This window comes from Pseudonocardia acidicola, assembly GCF_012911935.1.
Taxonomy (GTDB): domain Bacteria; phylum Actinomycetota; class Actinomycetes; order Mycobacteriales; family Pseudonocardiaceae; genus Pseudonocardia; species Pseudonocardia acidicola.
In genome coordinates, this window is sequence record NZ_JAAXLA010000102.1 from 1 (window position 1) to 18242 (window position 18242).

Annotated in this window: 15 protein-coding genes; 10 read left to right on the plus strand and 5 right to left on the minus strand. The window is 73.4% G+C overall.

The annotated features are described in order from the left end of the window. The coding region (locus HF526_RS31605; RefSeq protein ID WP_169385323.1) for a nitrate- and nitrite sensing domain-containing protein at positions 1–3105 on the minus strand (3105 nt) is incomplete at its 3' end. Positions 3106–3580: 475 nt separating this feature from the next. On the opposite strand from HF526_RS31605, the gene HF526_RS31610 reads away from it, so the two are divergent. From HF526_RS31610 to HF526_RS37190, 4 genes are all read left to right on the plus strand, one after another. Next, positions 3581–5242 (plus strand): DNA repair helicase XPB, encoded by a 1662-nt coding sequence (locus tag HF526_RS31610; protein ID WP_169385324.1) that lies wholly within the window; start codon positions 3581–3583, stop codon positions 5240–5242. Between the two features lie 387 nt (positions 5243–5629). Further along, entirely contained in the window at positions 5630–6814 is a 1185-nt protein-coding gene (locus HF526_RS31615) for a GAF domain-containing sensor histidine kinase (RefSeq protein WP_338051890.1), read from the plus strand. Beyond that, positions 6811–7434 (plus strand): response regulator, encoded by a 624-nt coding sequence (locus HF526_RS31620; protein ID WP_169385326.1) that lies wholly within the window; start codon positions 6811–6813, stop codon positions 7432–7434. The genes HF526_RS31615 and HF526_RS31620 overlap by 4 nt, the downstream gene beginning before the upstream one ends. Before the next feature lie 110 nt (positions 7435–7544). Next, on the plus strand, positions 7545–7883 hold the full coding sequence (locus tag HF526_RS37190; protein WP_169385327.1) for a PspC domain-containing protein: 339 nt from the start codon (positions 7545–7547) through the stop codon (positions 7881–7883). Here HF526_RS37190 and HF526_RS34855 read toward each other — a convergent pair. After that, complete coding sequence (locus HF526_RS34855; RefSeq protein WP_338051891.1) at positions 7831–8256, minus strand: low temperature requirement protein A; 426 nt, start codon at positions 8254–8256, stop codon at positions 7831–7833. The two genes, HF526_RS37190 and HF526_RS34855, sit on opposite strands and share 53 nt — an antisense overlap. A gap of 111 nt (positions 8257–8367) precedes the next feature. On the opposite strand from HF526_RS34855, the gene HF526_RS31635 reads away from it, so the two are divergent. Then, the gene (locus HF526_RS31635; RefSeq protein ID WP_169385329.1) at positions 8368–9321 is read left to right on the plus strand and encodes an ATP-binding cassette domain-containing protein; all 954 of its coding nucleotides are present in this window, start codon (positions 8368–8370) and stop codon (positions 9319–9321) included. Beyond that, complete coding sequence (locus tag HF526_RS31640; protein ID WP_169385330.1) at positions 9318–10139, plus strand: ABC transporter permease subunit; 822 nt, start codon at positions 9318–9320, stop codon at positions 10137–10139. The genes HF526_RS31635 and HF526_RS31640 overlap by 4 nt, the downstream gene beginning before the upstream one ends. A gap of 90 nt (positions 10140–10229) precedes the next feature. On the opposite strand, the gene groL is transcribed toward HF526_RS31640, so the two are convergent. Continuing rightward, positions 10230–11858 (minus strand): chaperonin GroEL, encoded by a 1629-nt coding sequence (groL, locus tag HF526_RS31645; RefSeq protein WP_169385331.1) that lies wholly within the window; start codon positions 11856–11858, stop codon positions 10230–10232. Positions 11859–12140: 282 nt separating this feature from the next. Then, positions 12141–12344, minus strand: a complete 204-nt coding sequence (locus HF526_RS31650; protein WP_169385332.1) for a cold shock domain-containing protein — start codon at positions 12342–12344, stop codon at positions 12141–12143. Positions 12345–12440: 96 nt separating this feature from the next. On the opposite strand from HF526_RS31650, the gene moeA reads away from it, so the two are divergent. From moeA to HF526_RS31670, 4 genes are all read left to right on the plus strand, one after another. Next, positions 12441–13661, plus strand: a complete 1221-nt coding sequence (gene moeA / locus HF526_RS31655) for a molybdopterin molybdotransferase MoeA (protein WP_169385333.1) — start codon at positions 12441–12443, stop codon at positions 13659–13661. 354 nt (positions 13662–14015) lie between these two features. Beyond that, complete coding sequence (locus HF526_RS31660; protein WP_169385334.1) at positions 14016–14735, plus strand: phosphatidylserine decarboxylase; 720 nt, start codon at positions 14016–14018, stop codon at positions 14733–14735. 4 nt (positions 14736–14739) lie between these two features. Further along, the gene (locus tag HF526_RS31665) at positions 14740–15711 is read left to right on the plus strand and encodes a CDP-alcohol phosphatidyltransferase family protein (RefSeq protein ID WP_169385335.1); all 972 of its coding nucleotides are present in this window, start codon (positions 14740–14742) and stop codon (positions 15709–15711) included. A 68-nt stretch (positions 15712–15779) separates the two neighbouring features. Continuing rightward, positions 15780–18119, plus strand: coding sequence for an AAA family ATPase (locus HF526_RS31670; RefSeq protein ID WP_169385336.1), 2340 nt, complete (start codon positions 15780–15782; stop codon positions 18117–18119). Positions 18120–18147: 28 nt separating this feature from the next. On the opposite strand, the gene HF526_RS31675 is transcribed toward HF526_RS31670, so the two are convergent. Then, a complete protein-coding gene (locus HF526_RS31675; protein WP_420821637.1) occupies positions 18148–18234 on the minus strand; it encodes an integrase core domain-containing protein in 87 nt (28 codons plus the stop codon). Positions 18235–18242: the final 8 nt, after the last annotated feature.

Consider the following 18242-nt stretch of genomic DNA (forward strand, 5'->3'; position numbering starts at 1 on the left):
GGCGGGAGGCGTGCCGGGCCCGGCGGGGGTGCCGCCACCCTTGCCCTCGGTCGCCCAGTTCACCGGCACCGGCCGGTTCGACCGGAACCAGGCCGACGCGATCTCCTCGAAGATCGGAGTGGTCTGTTGCGGATCGAACTGGTCGCTCGGCCGCGCCTCGGGGCCCGTCCGGCGGAACTGGCCCGGCCGGTTCGGCTCGGCGGTCATCGGAACGCTCGGCGCGAACAGCCCGTCCCGCGGACGGCTCGTGGCCGGCGGGATGACCGGGCGCATCGGCTGGGCCACGGGGCCCGGCCCGGCCGGCGGCGGCGTGGCCGTGGCGTCGCGCGGGTCCGGACGGCGGGCGGGCATCTCCGGCACGGCCCGCTGTGCGGCGGCGGTCTCGGATGCCTGCGGAGCGCCCGACGCCTCGGCCGCGGCCGGCGTCGACTGCACCGACTGCTCGGACGGCGCGGACTGCTCCGTGGACGGCCCGGTCGCCTCGGGCCGCTCGGCCGCCGGCGCCCCGGCCGGCTCCACAGGGGACACGGAGCGGATCGGGGCTGTCGGCGGAGCCGGCGGGACCGCCGGCGCGGAGATGATCCGCGGCCGCTGATCGGCGGGCCCGCTGCCGTTGGCCGTCGTGCCCGGGGTGAACCCCTGGGGGCTCGCCGGTCGGGCGTCGAACGCGCGTGGGACCGAGGGATTGGCGCCCGAGCGCTCCACCGCCGGCCCCTGGGCCGCGTCGGTCTCACCCGGGACCGCCGGGGTGCCCCCGCTCTGCTCGACCGGCTGCTGGCCGGGGGTGCTGGGCGGCTGCACGCCGTTGCGGGGCTGGTCGTTCTGCGGGCGGGTCTCGCCCGCGTCCTGGTCGCCGCGGGCCGGACCGTTCTGGCCGGCCAGCGAACCGTCGGGGCGCAGCGACGAACCCGGTCGCCTGGTCGGCAGGGCCGGCCCGGCCCCGTTGAGCGGCATCGACGGGAACGAGGGGTGCTCGTCCAGTGGGGTGGGCGCCGGCTGGAACGCACCGGCGGGGCTCATGGGCCCATCGTTGCCCGCGACCAGCGAGGACAGCGAGCCGGTACGACCGTGCCCGTTCGTCCCGGTGCGCTGCGGCGTGGAGCCGCCTCCCTGCGGGTAGCCCGGGGCGGACGGGGCCGGCGGCAGCGCGCCGCCGGTCGGCCGCTCGGGCTCCGGCTCCGACGACGGGATGAGGTACGACGGCACGGTGACCGACGCGGTCAACCCGCCGGGGGCACCGACCGCGGAGGTACCCAGCCGCACGCCGATGCCGTGCCGGGCGGCCAGCCGGCCGACCACGAACAGACCCATCCGGCGCGAGGCGGAGACGTCGATCGAGGAAGGCCCGCCCAGCCGCTGGTTGGCGTCGGACAGCTCGTGATCGGCCATGCCGACGCCGCGGTCGGCGATCTCGACGAGGATCGACCCGTCGGCGGTCCGGGTGGTGCTCATGACCACCTGGGAGTCGGGCGGGGAGAAGTTGGTCGCGTTGTCCAGCAGCTCGGCCAGCAGGTGCACGAGGTCGCTCGCGGCCCGGCCCATCACGGTGGCCGTCGGCGGCGCCTGCACGACGATCCGCTGGTACTGCTCGATCTCCGACACCGCGGCCCGCAGCACGTCCACGACCGGGACCGGCGCGACGTTGCGCTTGCTCAGGTCGGTGCCCGCGAGGACCAGCAGGTTCTCGCTGTTGCGCCGCATGCGGGTGGCGAGGTGGTCGAGCTGGAACAGGTTGGACAGCTGGTCGGGGTCCTGCTCGTTGCTCTCCAACTGCTCGATCAGCTGCAGCTGACGCTCGACCAGTGCCTGGCTGCGCCGGGAGAGGTTGACGAACATGCTGCTGACGTTGGCCTGCAGAGCGGCCTGGTCGGCGGCCAGCCGGACCGCCTGGCCGTGCACCGCGTCGAACGCCCGGGCCACCTGGCCGACCTCGTCGCGGGACGACAGCGGGACCGGCTCGACGTTGGCGTTCGGGGTCTCGCCGGCACGCATGCTCTCGACGGCCTGCGGCAGCCGCTTCTCGGCGACGTCCAGAGCACTGTTGCGCAGCACCTGCAGCGACCGGATCAGCGAGCGGGCCACCAGCACCATGATCGTGACGGCGAGCAGCAGGCCCAGCATCAGGATCACCGAGTTGATGCCGGCCTGGTTGCTCGCGTTCTCCTGGGCGGCGGTGCTGCTGGCGGTCAGTGCGTCACCGATACCGGCGCCGGCCTTGTCCAGCGCGTCCACGGACGCCTGGTAGGCCTGGTTCCAGGCCGTCGGGTCGACGGTGAGCGGCCGGTTCGGCGCGGTCGCCAGGATCTCGTTCTCGATCCGTTGCCGGTTGGCGTTGGCCGGGTCGGTGGCGAAGTTGCCGAACTGGGTGGCCTGCTCGGGGGTCAGCGCGACCTGGTACTCGGTGGCCGCGTCGGCGAACGACCCGTTGGTCGCCGTGGCGGCCGCGACATCGGCCGGCCGCAGCTGCCCGGCCGCGATGGCGCCACCGAGGACCGTGTGCTGCAGCGCGAGCTGCTCCTTGGCGGTGGTCACCGCGGTGAGCGCGTCGGCGAGACCGGCGGCCTCCGGGGTGCGCAACTGGCGCAGCAGAGCCCGCTCGAACACGTCGACCTGCTCCACGACCGCGGTGTAGCGGTTGGTCACGTCGTCGACGGGGGTCTGCGAGTCGAGCGTCTCCGAGCGCAGCACCGAGAGCTGCCCCAGGCTGCCCTGGGCCCGCTGCAGCGCGGAGGCCGTCGTGCGGTCGAGGGTGCTCGCGTCACCGATCGAGTCCCGCAGCTTCGTCAGCTGCGCGTCGGTGGCGGCGGTGTCGTTCCGGAGCGGGCCACGGTCGCCGGCGCGGTTGCCGGCGACGTACAGGACGGCGCTGTTGCGCTCGGCGCGCAGGGCGTCGGCCGCCGCGGAGACCTGGGCACGCACGTCGAGGAGCCGGCTGCTCTGGCTCAGGGCGGCGGCCGTGTCGGCCTGGTCGGAGACCCGGAGGACACCCAGTGCCAACGCCAGGAGGGTGGGCACCAGGCCCACGACGACCAGCTTGGCCGCCAGGTTCCAGTTGCGCGGGTTCAACCGCTCGGACCACGAGGGGCCGCGTTCGGTGCTGGTCACGTCAACGTCTCCCTGATGGTGGCCGGCGACGATCCGTCGAACTCTGACATGCCTGACAGATCCATACCGCCCTCCGCCACCTGGCGGGAGCCGAGCTGTGGTCCAGCCGCGGCAAATGGCCTAGTCGGCTGGTCTGCATGGACGGGGAGCGTCGCGTTCACCATATGGTCGATCCGTCGCGCCTTCTGTCGGGTACCGGGTCGGCGGCGGGTCTCCCCGGTCACCCACCCGGACTCTCTGGTCACCCCCGACACGCGCCCTTTCGGGGAGGGCGCTGCCCGCGGAGACCGGGTATGATCGTTGTGGCAGTCGTGCGTTCTCGGACAGAGCTGCAGAAGTATAGCCCGAGGTAGGCGCACCCCTTTCCGGCGAGGTCGGTGGCCGGGCCCTCTGCCCCCGAGCGCATCCTGGCCCTACCGCTCGTCGACGGTAATCACCCGCCCGTCTCACCGGCACGTCTTTGAAGGGATCGCCCGTGGCCGACGGCCCCCTGATCGTCCAATCCGACAAGACCCTGCTGCTTGAGGTCGACCACCCGTCCGCAGCAGATGCACGCTCGGCGATTGCTCCGTTTGCCGAGCTGGAACGTGCCCCGGAGCATGTGCACACCTACCGGGTGACACCGCTCGCGCTCTGGAACGCCCGGGCCGCCGGGCACGACGCCGAACAGGTCGTCGACGCGCTGGTCCGGTTCTCCCGTTACGCCGTGCCGCAGCCGCTGCTGGTCGACGTGGTCGACACCATGGGTCGCTACGGCCGGCTGCAGCTGACCAACTCGCCGGTGCACGGTCTGGTGCTCGTCGCGCTCGACCGGGCCGTGCTGGAGGAGATCCTCCGGCAGAAGAAGATCGCCCCGATGCTCGGCGCCCGCATCGACGACGACACCGTCGTCGTGCACCCGTCCGAGCGCGGAACCCTCAAGCAGGCGCTGCTCAAGGTCGGCTGGCCCGCCGAGGACCTGGCCGGCTACGTCGACGGTGAGGCGCACCCGATCGAACTGGCCGAGGACGGCTGGACGCTGCGCAGCTACCAGCGGGAGGCGGTGGAGGGATTCTGGGCCGGCGGCTCCGGTGTCGTCGTGCTGCCCTGCGGTGCGGGCAAGACCCTGGTCGGAGCGGCGGCGATGGCCGAGGCGAAGGCGACCACCCTGATCCTCGTCACGAACACGGTCGCCGGCCGGCAGTGGAAGCGGGAGTTGGTCGCCCGCACGTCGCTGACCGAGGACGAGATCGGCGAGTACTCCGGTGAGCGCAAGGAGATCCGCCCGGTCACCATCGCGACCTACCAGGTGATCACCCGCAAGACCAAGGGCGAGTACAAGCACCTGGAGCTGTTCGACTCCCGGGACTGGGGCCTGGTCATCTACGACGAGGTGCACCTGCTGCCCGCCCCGGTGTTCCGGATGACCGCCGATCTGCAGTCCCGGCGCCGGCTCGGACTGACCGCCACCCTGGTTCGCGAGGACGGCCGGGAGGGCGACGTGTTCTCCCTGATCGGCCCGAAGCGCTACGACGCCCCGTGGCGCGACATCGAGCAGCAGGGCTGGATCGCCCCGGCCGAGTGCACCGAGGTCCGGGTCACCCTCACCGAGGCCGAGCGCATGGGCTACGCGACCGCCGAGACCGAGGAGCGCTACCGGATGGCGTCCACCGCGCGCACGAAGCTGCCGGTGGTCAAGGCCATCCTGGACCGCCACCCCGGCGAGCCCACGCTGATCATCGGGGCCTACCTGGACCAGCTCGACGAGCTCGGCGCGGCGCTCGACTGCCCGGTGATCCAGGGCTCGACCAGGAACAAGGAGCGGGAGGCGCTGTTCGACGCCTTCCGCTCCGGTGAGCTGAAGCGGCTGGTGGTCAGCAAGGTCGCCAACTTCTCCATCGACCTGCCCGAGGCGTCGATCGCGGTGCAGGTGTCCGGCACGTTCGGCTCCCGGCAGGAAGAGGCCCAGCGGCTGGGCCGGCTGCTGCGGCCCAAGGGCGACGGCAGGCAGGCGCACTTCTACTCGGTGGTCTCCCGTGACACCCTGGACACCGAGTACGCCGCGCACCGGCAGCGGTTCCTCGCCGAGCAGGGCTACGCCTACCGCATCGTCGATGCCGACGACCTGCTCGGACCGGCGCTGCCGGAGGTGGGCTGAGCGCCTCGGGACCCCCTGATGTCGGGACTGCGCGGGGCCGCTGGTCCGGGGACACTGGGTCCAGACGCTTCCGAGGGGGCACACCATCTCCGTCCTGATCTGGATCCTCATCGGCGGTGCGGCCTGGCTGGTCGTCGCCGTGGTGGTGGGCGTCCTGATCGGCCGGATGATCCGGCTGCGGGACCGGCAGGTGCCCCGCAGCCACGACGGTGTCGCGCTGCCGCGGCCGGCCGGGCCCCTGGCCTCCCGTCCGGGCCGGCGCGGGTGGAGCGGCGAGTCCCGGCCGGTGGCCGACGAGCCAGGGCGGCCGGGCGGGAGCTAGTCGTCCGGAACGTCCTCTGCATCCGGGGATGTCGCGCGGGACATGACCTGTGCGATCGTCCGCGTGTGTCCCCGACTCGCCGGGCCGCAGTGGAGCGGGCCCTCGAACAGCAGCACCTGCTCGACACGCTGCTCACCGAGCAGGACGGGCTGCTGTCCGTGCTGGACCGGGTCCTCGCGCTGAGCGGCACCGCCCGGCTGATCCGCGACGCGGCCGGCGCCGACGCCGGGTTCGTCGCCGACATCGAGGACCCCGGCACGGCCGTCATCCGCTGGCTGGCCGGGAACCGCACCGATGCGCTGCAGGACATCGCCGTCCCGGTCGGGCAGGGCGTGGGCGGCCGGGTGCTGGCCTCCGGGGAGTCGGTCCGGGTCCGCGACTACGTCAGCGCGTCGAGCATCACCCACCAGTTCGACTGGGTGATCCGGCAGGAGGCGATGGCGGCGATGCTCGCCGTACCGATCATCGGTGAGCGGCCCGACGGGACCGCGACGGTGGCGGTCGGCTACGCGGCGCTGCGCGGCCCCGGCGAGTTCGGTGACCGGGCGGTCGATGCGGTCACCGACGTCGCGGTGGAGGCCGCGCGTGCCCTGCGGCTGGCCGAGCAGGCCGAGGCGGGCCGGCAGACCGCGGTGGCCGCGGAGCGGCGGCGGATGCAGGCCTCGCTGCACGACTCGGTGGGCGCGATGCTGTTCTCGATCGGCGCCCAGGTCCGCGACCTGCGTTCCACCCTCGTGGACAACCCGCTGCTGCGCGCCCGGCTGGGCCGGCTGGAGGCCGACGTCTCGGCCGCGTCGCAGGCCCTGCGGGAGGCGCTGCTGGCGCTGTCGGAGTTCACCCCGGAGCGGGCGCTGCCGATCGAGCTCGCCGAGCACTGCCGCAGTTTCGAGGCGCGCACCGGGGTACCGGCCCGGCTGGTGCAGCTCGGTGATGTCGCGCCGCTGGACTCCGAGCGGACGAACCTGCTGATCAGTGCGGTGCGGGAGGGTCTGCTCAACGCGGAGAAGCACGCCGACGCCGGCGCCGTGGTGGTCAGCCTGGGCGCGGTCGACGAGGGCGTGCAGGTGGCGGTGGCCGACGACGGGACCGGCGCCGCGGGCGGGTCCGGGGGGTCCGGCCTGGGCATCCGCACGCTGGCCGAGCGCGCCGCCCGGCTCGGCGGGCGGGTCAGCCTCGTGTACGACGAGGACGGCGGGACCACCCTGCGGATCATGCTGCCGTATCCGCCGACGCCCGGGGGCCGGCGATGAGCCCGGCGCGGGTGATGGTCGTCGACGACCACCCGGTGGTCCGCGACGGCGTGGCGCTGCTGCTGCGCGGGGAGCCGGCGCTGAGCGTCGTGGGCTCGGCGGAGTCGGGCCGGGCCGCGCTGGAGCGGGCGCCCCGGCTGCGCCCCGACCTCGTGCTGCTCGACCTGCGGCTGCCCGACATGCTCGCCCCCGAGGTGGTCGCGGGCCTGCGCGCGGTGTGCCCGGCGGCCCGGATCGTGGTGTTCACCGCGCACGGCGACCACCACGGGGTGCAGGCCGCGCTCGACGCGGGCGCGCACGGCTGCATGATCAAGGACGCCGCGGCCACCGACCTGGTGCTGGCGCTGCGGCGGGTGCTGCGCGGCGAGCGCGTCGTCGATCCGCGGATGGTGCCCGGTGAGGCGGGCAACCGGGCGGCGCTGGCCCGCAGCGGGCTGACCCGCCGCGAGTACGAGGTGCTGCGACTGGCCGCGCAGGGCCGGACCAACCCGGAGATCGCCGAGTCCACCGGGCTCGCGCGCAACACGGTCAAGACCTACCTGCAGTCGGCACTGCACAAGCTCGGCGCCCGCAACCGGGTCGAGGCGATCGGCAAGGCCAGCGAGGCCGGCCTGCTCTGACGGCGCGGACCCGGGGACCGGTGACCCCGAGCCGGGCCCGGGGCGGATCCGGGTCCGGATCCGGGTCGTCCCGGAGGTTCCGGGCGGCGCGGCCCGGCAGTCTCATGGGCATGGAGCCGACCACTGAGTACACCGCCCGCCCGACGGCCTCGGGTGCCGCGCCCGGTGGCGGCGCCGGCCCGTGGCCCGGGCCCGCCGCGTTGCCCGGCGCCGAGCAACCTGCCCCGCCGCCCGCGGGCGCCCCGGCCAAGGAGCGCTTCGCGCTGCGCCGCAGCCGCACCGACCGGATGCTCGGCGGGGTCTGCGGGGGTCTGGCCCAGAGCCTCGGGGTGGACGCCGCCCTGCTGCGTATCGGCCTGGTCGCCCTGACCGTGCTGGGCGCCGGTTCCGGCGCGATCATCTACCTGGCCGCCTGGATCCTGGCGCCGGAGGAGGAACCGGCGGTCTGATCCGGCATCCCGGCCCGCCACCCGCGGGCCGGACCGGGTCAGTGCCCGTGCTCGCCGTCGTGCCGGACCTCGTGCCGCAGCGTCGCGTCGTGGCCACGATCGACTCGCCGAGCGCCACGATGATGATCAGCCCGTGCCGCTCGGCGACGTGCCCCGGCGCGTTGAGCCGCAGGTTGCACAGCCAGGCGTAGCCGACCCGGCACCACCACAGCACGGTGCGGATGGGCGCACCCCTCCAGCCGGGTCCGCCGTGGCGTCGCCATGTGCCGATGTTGCCGGCCGGGCCGGGGCGGCTGCAGGGCACGACGTGCCGGTCGCCCCCAGAAGTGCCGTTGCCGTGCTGGTTAGCGGAAAGCAACGCGAAGGCCAGCACATGGTCTGCTGAGGGATTACTGAGTCCGCCGGCTTTCTTGCGTGGATTGGCTGCGGGTATCTTCCCCCGGCTTGCATTCCTTTTGTGTCCCGATGAAAGAGAGATCCGCCGGTGATCGAAGCGCGTGGTTTGACCAAGCGGTACGGCGAGAAGGCCGCCGTGTCCGATGTGACCTTCACGGTGCGTCCGGGAATCGTGACCGGATTTCTCGGCCCGAACGGTGCAGGCAAGTCCACCACGATGCGCATGATCGTCGGCCTGGACGCACCGAGCGGCGGCACGGTGACGGTGAACGGCAAGCCCTACGTCCAGCATTCCGCCCCACTGCACGAGGTGGGGGCGCTGCTGGAGGCGCGGGCCATCCACACCGGCCGGACCGCTCGCAACCATCTCCGCGCGCTGGCCGCCACCACCGGCATCCCGGCCCGCCGGGTCGACGAGGTGCTCGATCTGGTCGGCCTGACCGACGTGGCCGGCAAGCGGGTCCGTGGATTCTCGCTCGGTATGGGGCAGCGCCTGGGTATTGCCTCCGCGCTGCTCGGTGACCCGCAGACGTTGATTCTCGACGAGCCGGTCAATGGATTGGATCCTGAGGGAATCCTGTGGATTCGGAACCTGCTGAAGTCGCTCGCCGCGCAGGGCCGGACCGTTTTCGTCTCCTCTCATCTGATGAGTGAGATGGCGTTGACCGCCGAGCAGGTGATCATCATCGGAAAGGGCAGGCTGCTGGCGGACGTGCCGGTGGCCGACGTGATCGCCCAGGCCGCCGACAACGCCGTGAAGGTCCGTTCGCCCGAGGCCACCCGTCTTCAGGAGTTGCTGGCGGGGCCGGGCGTCACGGTGACCAGTGGCGCGCCCGACCGGCTCGAGGTCGCGGGGCCGACCTGCGAGGAGATCGGCCGTCTCGCCGCCGAGCACGGGATCGTGCTGTTCGAACTGACCCCCGTGCACGGATCGCTCGAGGAGGCCTTCATGGAGCTCACCAGGGACGCGGTCGAGTACGGCGTGTCCACCTCGGCCCAGGCCGAGCTCGCGCTGGCGGCGGCAGGGGAGCAGGCCCGATGAGCACTCTCGCAGCCGGTACCGCCTCCGCCCGGACGGCCGGGACCGGACAGGTCACCCTGCTCCGGACGATCGCCTCGGAGTGGATCAAGTTCCGCACCCTGTGGTCCAGCGTGCTGGTGGCGGCCGTCTCGGTCGTCGGGATGATCGCCATCGGCTGGGTGGGCTCGTACTTCACCAACGCGGACTGGGCGCACATGCGCCCGCGCGAACTCGCCCGCTTCGATCCCGTCGTCACCAGCCTGAACGGTTACAACATGGCCGAGTTGGCCGTCGGCACGCTCGGTGTGCTGCTGGTGACCGGTGAGTACTCGACCGGGATGATCAGGGCCACCATGGCCGCCGTCCCGGCGCGGCTCCCGGTGCTCTGGGCCAAGCTGACGGTCTACACGGGCGTCACCTTCGTGCTGATGACGGCCACGTCCTTCCTGGCCTTTCTCGGCGGCCAGTTCCTGCTGGGCAGCCACAGCACCAGCCTGTCCGCCGACGGGGTCCTGCGGGTGGTTGTCGCGACCGGGATCTACCTCACCCTGGTCGGAGTGCTCGGGGTGGCGTTCGGTGCGCTGGTGCGCAACACCGCCGGCGGTATCGCCGCGTTGTTCGGCGTCCTGCTGGTGCTGCCCGTGATCGTCGGAGTGCTGCCGAGCACGTGGCAGGACCAGATCGGGAAGTACCTGCCGAGCAACGCCGGCCAGGCCGCGCTCACGGTCAAGCCCGACCCCGCGATGCTCGCCCCGTGGACCGGGATGGCGGTTTTCGCCGGGTACGCCGTCGTCGCGGTGGTCGCCGCCGCGGTGCTGCTCAAGCGCCGGGACGTCTGAGCGGCCGCGGACCCGCAGACGCCGCAGGGGCGGCACCCGGATCGGGTGCCGCCCCTGCGGGACGTGCGGTGCTGCCCAGGGGGCGTGGACTCAGAAGTCCATGCCGCCCATGTCCGGCGCGCCGGCGCCGGCCGGAGCCGCGTTCTTCTCCGGCTTGTCCGCGACCACGGCCTCCGTGGTCAGGAACAGCCCGGCGATGGACGCCGCGTTCTGCAGCGCGGACCGGGTGACCTTGGCCGGGTCGATGATGCCGGCCTTGATCAGGTCCTTGTACTCGCCGGTGGCCGCGTCGAGACCCTCGCCTGCGGGAAGGTTGCGCACCTTCTCCGCGACGACGCCGCCCTCGAGGCCGGCGTTGATCGCGATCTGCTTGAGCGGAGCCTCCAGCGCGACCTTGACGATGTTCGAGCCGGTGGCCTCGTCACCCTCCAGGCCGAGACCCTCGAACAGGCCGGCACCGGCCTGGATCAGGGCCACGCCGCCGCCGGCGACGATGCCCTCCTCGACGGCTGCCTTGGCGTTGCGGACGGCGTCCTCGATGCGGTGCTTGCGCTCCTTGAGCTCGACCTCGGTGGCCGCGCCCGCCTTGATGACCGCGACACCGCCGGCCAGCTTGGCCAGGCGCTCCTGCAGCTTCTCGCGGTCGTAGTCGGAGTCGGTCCGCTCGATCTCGCTGCGGATCTGGTTGACCCGGCCGGCGATCTGGTCGGGGTCACCGGCACCGTCGACGATGGTGGTCTCGTCCTTGGTGACGACCACCTTGCGGGCCCGGCCCAGCAGCGACAGGTCGGCGTTCTCCAGCTTGAGGCCGACCTTCTCGCTGATGACCTCGCCACCGGTCAGGATGGCGATGTCGGCCAGCATGGCCTCGCGGCGGTCACCGAAGCCCGGGGCCTTGACGGCGACCGAACGGAAGGTGCCACGGATCTTGTTGACGACCAGGGTGGCCAGGGCCTCGCCCTCGACGTCCTCGGCGATGATCGCCAGCGGCTTGCCGGTCTGCATGACCTTCTCCAGCAGCGGGAGCAGGTCCTTGACCGTGGAGATCTTCGAGGAGACCAGGAGGATGTAGGGGTCCTCCAGCTCGGCCTCCATCCGCTCCGCGTCGGTCACGAAGTACGGCGAGATGTAGCCCTTGTCGAAGCGCATGCCCTCGGTGAGCTCGAGCTCGAGCCCGAAGGTCTGCGACTCCTCGACGGTGATGACGCCTTCCTTGCCGACCTTGTCCATCGCCTCGGCGATGAGCTCGCCGATCGTGGGGTCGCCCGCGGAGATCGACGCGGTGGCCGCGATCTGCTCCTTGGTCTCGACCTCCTTGGCGGACTTCAGCAGCTGCTGGGAGACGGCCTCGACCGCCTTCTCGATGCCGCGCTTGAGGCCCATCGGGTTCGCACCGGCGGCCACGTTGCGCAGGCCCTCGCGGACCAGCGCCTGAGCCAGCACCGTCGCCGTGGTCGTGCCGTCACCGGCGATGTCGTCGGTCTTCTTGGCAACTTCCTTGACGAGCTCGGCCCCGATCTTCTCGTACGGGTCCTCGAGCTCGATCTCCTTGGCGATCGACACACCATCGTTGGTGATGGTGGGCGCGCCCCACTTCTTCTCCAGGACGACGTTGCGGCCGCGCGGGCCGAGCGTCACCTTGACGGCGTCGGCGAGGGTGTTCATGCCGCGCTCGAGCCCGCGGCGCGCCTCCTCGTCGAACGCGATCTGCTTCGCCATGGGGGTGTTGTCCTCCGATTGGGATGACACGTGTCGTCGAACCCGGCGCCCGCGACGGACGACCGACAACCCTGCGCCGATCTCGCCGACCCGACCTGGCACTCCGGCATGCCGAGTGCCAGGGCCGTTTTTAGCACTCGGGGTGGGCGAGTGCAAGGCGACCTCGGTGGGGCGGAGGCGGGTGTCCATCCGGAGAACGGTGCGGGGGACCAACCCCCGCGGGTCGGTCCCCCGTTGTACGACGAGCAGGTCGGGCGACCCGGACGCGCTGATCGGAACCGATCAGATGCGCCGGACGCTCTCCGCCTGGCTGCGGCCGTCACGGCCCGCCGTCGTCTCGAACTCCACCCGGTCGCCCTCCTCGAGCGTGCGGAAGCCCTCCGCCTGAATCGCCGAGTAGTGGACGAAGACGTCCGGCCCGCCATCGGTGGCGATGAAGCCGTAGCCCTTCTCCGAGTTGAACCACTTGACCGTGCCCTGAGCCACGGCACCTCCTGTTGTTGCGGACGAACGCGTCCGACGCTACCTCAGGGCGTCGGGCAGGATGCGCCTGTGGCCAGCTCCGATTCCCGAACGCCCACCGTGAGATCCGTTGCCGAGCACCAGGCCGTCGTGGCCGGGCTGCTCGCACCGGCCCCCGTCGAGGAGGTCCCGCTGCCGCAGGCCCGCGGCCGGGTCCTGGGTGCCGACCTGACCGCGTCGATCGCGTTGCCGCCGTTCGACAACTCCGCGATGGACGGCTACGCGGTACGGGCCGCCGACGTCGCGGGGGCAACCGAGGGCGACCCCGTCGTGCTGCCGGTGGCCGCCGACATCCCGGCCGGGCGCACCGACGTGCCCCCGCTGGAGCCCGGTACCGCGCACCGGATCATGACCGGCGCCCCGATGCCGGTCGGCGCCGACGCCGTGGTGCAGGTCGAGTTCACCGACGGCGGCGTGGACCGGGTGCAGATCCGGCACGCCCCCGCGGCCGGTACGCACGTCCGGACCATCGGCGAGGACGTGCCGCCCGGGACGGTCGTGCTGCGCGCGGGCACCGTGCTCGGCGCCCCGCAGATCGGGCTGGCGGCGGCGGTCGGATCGGCCACCGTGCCGGTCCGCCGCCCCCCGCACGTGCTCGTGCTCTCGACCGGGTCGGAACTGGTCGCGCCGGGCACCCCGCTGCAACCGGGGCAGATCTACGAGTCCAACGGGCCGATGCTGGCCGCGGCGGTGCAGGACGCCGGCGGGCACGCCGAGTTGCTCCGGTTCGTGCCCGACGACGTCGAGGCGTTCACCACGGTGCTGCAGGAGCGGATCGCCGAGGGAGTGGACCTGGTGCTGACCTCGGGCGGGGTCAGCGCGGGTGCCTACGAGGTCGTCAAGGACGGGCTCACCGGCCGCGGTGTGCAGTTCGTGCGGGTGGCGATGCAGCCGGGCGGGCCGCAGGGCGCAGGCCGGCTGGAGATCGAGGGGCCCGGCGCCGGCCTCCCGGTGGTGACGCTGCCGGGCAACCCGGTCAGCACCCAGGTGTCCTTCGAGGTGTTCGTCCGGCCGGCGTTGCGCGCCGCGCTCGGGCACCCGTACCCGCGGCGGCCCAGTGTGACGGCCACGCTGGGTGAGCGACTGACTTCCCCGGCGGGCAAGCGGCAGTTCCGCCGCGGGATCCTCGACGCGGTCGACGGAACGGTCCGCGAGGTGGGGTCACCGGCCTCGCATCTGCTCGGGGCGCTCGCCCGGGCCGACTGTTTGATCGTGCTTCCCGAGGACGTGACGGCCGCAGAGGTGGGTGACGAGGTCGAGGTGTGGCTGTTGGATGGATGACCGTTCACCCGATGAGTGGTGTATATCACATCATCTGGGTGCAACAATTCCCTCGATCGGAACGTCGAACAGGCAAAGGTTCGGCCGATCGGTGAGCATCGCCGGCAACCTCTCCCGGTGCGCTGGACGATGGCTCCAATGCTCGGGGATACTTTCGGTGCGAGGTGGGTACCCACATCTCGACGCAAAGGACCTACCGCCCGTCGCTGGGGAGCGGACGAGCGGTTCCACGGCCGGGGTCGCTGTCTCGGGGGATGGCGGCCCCGGCCCTTTTGCATCCTGTGTGTCGCGTACGGTGACCGGCCAGAGCGCGGCTCGCACAGGCCGCCACGGCGGAGGAGTCGACCCGACCCCATGCCCGAGCAGACCGGGACATCCTTCACACACATCACCGAATTGGTCCGGGCCGCTGTCCCGCCGATGCACCCCGGGGGACGGCCCCTCGTCGCCGCAGTCGCGGCGGGTGCCGGGCTGATCCGTCTCCTCACCGGGCGCGGCACCCTTTTCGGCCTGGCGGCCACCGCCGGCGTCGCCGCCTTCTTCCGAGAGCCGCACCGCGTCCCGCCGGCCCGCACCGGCGTCGTCCTGTCGCCGGCCGACGGCACCGTCGCGACCGTGTCCGAGGTGCTGCCCCCGCCCGAGCTCGACCTGCCCCGCGTGCCGGTGCCCCGGGTCAGCGTGTTCCTGTCGGTGCTCGACGTGCACGTGCAGCGGATCCCGGCGGACGGGCGGGTGCTGGCCGTCGAGTACCGGGCGGGCAGGTTCCTGTCCGCCGACCTGGACAAGGCGAGCGAGGACAACGAGCGCAGCGCGCTGCTGCTGGAGACCACCGGCGGCGCCCGGATCGGGGTCGTGCAGATCGCCGGCCTGCTCGCGCGGCGGATCGTGTGCGACGTCGGCCCGGGCGACGAGGTCGCGGCGGGGGAGACCTACGGGCTGATCCGCTTCGGCTCCCGCGTGGACACCTACCTGCCCCCGGGTTCGCGGGTGCTCGTCGCGGTCGGGCAGCGCACGATCGGCGGCGAGACCGTCCTCGCCGAGCTGCCGTCGGCGTCCCCGGGCGAAGCGGGCTGACGCCGTGCCCACGTACGCGGCCGGGGTCCGGCTCCTGCCCAACGCGGTCACCGTTCTCGCGCTCTGTGCCGGGCTGTCCGCCGTCCAGTTCGCCCTGGTCGGCCGGTTCGAGCTCTGCGTGGCCTCGGTCGGGGCGGCCGCGCTCTGCGACGCGCTCGACGGGCGACTGGCCCGGATGCTGGACGCCAGCTCGCGGATCGGCGCCGAGCTCGACTCGCTGGCCGACCTCGTCTCGTTCGGGGTCTCGCCGGCCCTGGTGTTCTACATCTGGCAGCTCGAGGGCAACAGGTTCGGCTGGATCGTCTCGCTGATCTTCACGGTCTGCATGGCGCTGCGCCTGGCGCGGTTCAACACCCTCATCGACGACGAGGACCAGCCACCGTTCGCCAAGGAGTTCTTCGTCGGGGTGCCCGCGCCGGCCGCGGCGCTGGTCGCCGGTATCCCGCTCTACCTCTGGCTGAACTTCGGCCCCGGCTGGTGGTCCGCCCCGCTGACGGTGGGGCTGTGGATGCTCGCCGTGGCGGGACTGATGGTGAGCCGGTTGCCGACGCTCTCGCTGAAAACGGTGCGGGTGCCGGCGCGGCTGATCGCACCGCTGCTGGTGCTCGTCGGGGTCGCGGCCGCGGTGCTGCTCACCGCGCCGTTCCTCGGGCTGGCCGTGGTCGGCCTCGGATACCTGGTGATGATCCCGTACACGATCTACCGCTACCGCTGGCTCGCCCGGCACCCGGAGGCGTGGCACGTCCCGGTGCGCGAGCGCCGCGCGGTGGCTCGCGCCGCCCGCTCGGCGCGCCGGCTGGGGCTGCGCCCGCCGTTGCGCCGCCGGGTGGCCGGCCGGGCCAGCGCGGTGGCCCGCGGGGTCGTGCGCCGGCTCGGCCCGGACGACCGGCCGGAGTCGCGCAACGGGCACGCCGCGATGGGGCCGGGGTCGCTGCCACGCGGCAGCCGCCGTCGCCTCGGGCTGCGCCGCCGCTGACCCGCGCCGGCCCCGCCGCACGGGCGGACGCGGGTCCGGCCCCCGATCGCGGCCGATAGCGTTGGCGGGTGCCCGCTCCCACCATCACCCTCGTCGCCCGACTCGCGGCCTCCGCCGCCGACGCCCGGCGCGGCGTGGTCCGGCTGCACCCCGAGGTCCTCGACGCGCTGGGCCTGCGGTCCTGGGACGCCGTCGAGCTGACCGGGTCCCGGGTGACGACCGCGCTGGTCGCCGCGGCGGCGCCGGGCAGCTCGCCCGGGCAGGCCCGGCTCGACGACGTGACGCTGTCCAACGCCGGACTCACCGACGGCGCGAGCGTCGTCGTCGCTCCGGTGCAGGTGGCCCCGGCCCGGCGGGTACTGCTGGCCGGCTCCCGGTTGGCGCGCAGCGCGATCACCCCCGAGACGGTGCGGCTGGCGTTGCTGGGCAAGGTCCTCACCGCAGGCGACGCCGTGTCGCTGCTGCCCCAGGACATCGAGCCGCCGCCCGGCGCCGACGTCCCGGCGGCCCGGCGCCGGCTCGCGAACGCCGTCGGCGGCGCGTGGACCACCGAGTTGCTGACCGTCGCGCACGCCGAGCCCGCCGGCGTCGTCGCGGTGCAGCCGTCGACCGTGGTCGGCTGGCAGGACGGCCCGGCGACGGGGCAGCCGGCCGACGCGCCCGCCGCCGGGCCCGCCTGGCCGGGCGGCGTACCCCACACCGGCCCCGTCGGCTCCGCCCCGCTCCGGACGATGCCGGTGCCCGCGGCCGAACCGGCCGCCGAGCCCGCCCTGTCGATCGACGAGCTGGTCGGCAACAGCGACGCCGCCCGCCGGCTGGTCGAGTGGCTGGAGCTGACGTTCGGCCGCCCCGAACTGCTCGCCCGGCTGGGTGGGTCGGCGCGGCTCGGCGTGTTGCTGGCCGGCCCCGAGGGTGTGGGCAAGACGACGCTGACCCGCAGCGCCGCGGCCGCGGTCGGCGCGGGCACCGTGGAGCTGGCCGCGCCCGCAGCGGCCGCGCTGGAGCCCGGGGCGGCGTCGGCCCGGATCCACGACGTGATCGCCGCGGCCCGGGCCGCCGCGCTCGGCGGCACTCCGACCGTGCTGCTGCTGACCGACGTCGACGCGCTGCTGCCCGCCTCCGCCCCGACGCCGCTCGCGACCCTGGTGCTGGACGCCCTGCGCGAGGTGGTCGGCACCCCGGGCCTGGCACTGGTGACCACGACGGCGGCGCCGGAGGCCGTCGACCCCCGGTTGCGTGCCCCCGAGCTGGTGGACCGCGAGCTCGGCCTCGCGCTGCCCGACGTGCGGACCCGTGCCGAGCTGCTGCGCCGACTGCTCGCCGGGGTGCCGCTTGCCGAGGGCGTCGACCTCAAGGCGGTCGCCGAGCGTGCGCCCGGGTTCGTCGCCGCCGACCTCATCGCGGTGCGCCGGGAGGCGGCGGTGCAGGCCGCACTGCGGCACAGCGCCGATTCCGCGGCCGACCCCGCAGCCGATTCACCGGCCGGCTCCGCTCCACCGGCCGAGGCGCCCGACCGTCAGCCCCGGATCCGCCAGCAGGACCTGCTCGACGCGGTCGCCGCGGTGCGGCCGATCTCCATGTCGTCGTCGGACACCCTGCAGACCGGCGGGATCACCCTGGACCAGGTCGGGGACATGGCCGAGGTCAAGCAGGCCCTGACCGAGGCGGTGCTCTGGCCGCTGCAGTACCCCGACTCGTTCGCCCGGCTCGGGGTGGCCGCGCCACGCGGCGTGCTGATCTACGGTCCGCCCGGTTGCGGCAAGACGTTCCTGCTGCGGGCGCTGGCCGGTACCGGCCAGCTCAACGTCCTGTCGGTCAAGGGGGCGGAGCTGCTCGACAAGTACGTCGGCGAGTCCGAGCGCGCCGTACGCGAGCTGTTCCGCAAGGCCGCGGACGCCGCGCCCGCGCTGGTGTTCCTCGACGAGGTCGACGCACTGGCCCCGCGTCGCGGGCAGTCCAGCGACTCCGGGGTGGCCGACCGGGTGGTGGCGGCGCTGCTCACGGAGCTGGACGGCGCGCGGCCGCTGCGTGAGGTCATCGTGGTCGGCGCGACCAACCGCCCCGAGCTGATCGACCCGGCGCTGCTGCGGCCCGGGCGGCTCGAGCGGCTGGTCTACGTGCCGCCGCCGGACGCCGCCGCGCGCACCGAGATCCTGCGTGCTGCCGGCCGCAACACCCCGCTGGCCGACGACGTCGACCTCGGCGCGCTCGGCGCCGAGCTGGAGGGCTACTCGGCGGCCGACTGCGCAGCGGTGCTGCGCGAGGCGGCCCTCGCCGCGATGCGCGAGTCGCTGGACGCGGCCGAGGTGACCGCGGCGCACATCGCCGCCGCCTGCAAGGCCGTCCCGGCATCGCTGGACCCGGTGCAGCTGGCCGAGTTGCAGGCCTACGCCGATCGCAGGGCCTAGGTGTAGTGACCCGGCACCTTGTTGACGGTCATGCGGCGAGTCGGGTGGCCGGGGGCCGGCCGCCGAGGGCGGAGTGGGCGCGTCGAGTGTTGTAGTCGTGCACCCAGCTGTCCAGGGCGGTGA